This window comes from Isoptericola croceus (assembly GCF_029382255.1).
GTDB lineage: Bacteria > Actinomycetota > Actinomycetes > Actinomycetales > Cellulomonadaceae > Isoptericola > Isoptericola croceus.
Genome location: NZ_JARLLG010000075.1, coordinates 1 through 314, shown reverse-complemented (window position 1 = coordinate 314; position 314 = coordinate 1). Strand labels below are relative to the sequence as shown.

General features: G+C 39.8%; 1 protein-coding gene. It reads right to left on the bottom strand.

What is annotated here, in order from left to right:
• The coding region (locus tag PZC42_RS20745) for an uL30 family ribosomal protein (protein ID WP_277213970.1) at positions 1 to 314 on the bottom strand (314 nt) is incomplete at both ends.

Below are 314 nucleotides of genomic sequence, written 5' to 3'. Positions count from 1 at the left end.
TCATGTTGTTGGTGGCCTTTTTAATTTTCATGAAAACTCCATTGTTCATCTGCCTTAACCTAAACAACTGTAAGACTTTGCGTACCTTGGGAGCCACTTGGTTAATACCCCTGATCCTAATAATGAACGCCAATTTGGGTTCAGCAGGAACATAATAATTTCCCTTGGATCTGGCTTTACGTGCCAAGCGGATTTCATCTCTCTCCATAGTTCTGTATTCTCTGATATACTGTTCAGCACGTTTGAAGATTAACTTCCTCTTCTTGTACTTCTCAAGTTTTTTCTTGAGCTGGGCCTTTAACTTCGAAGCTTTT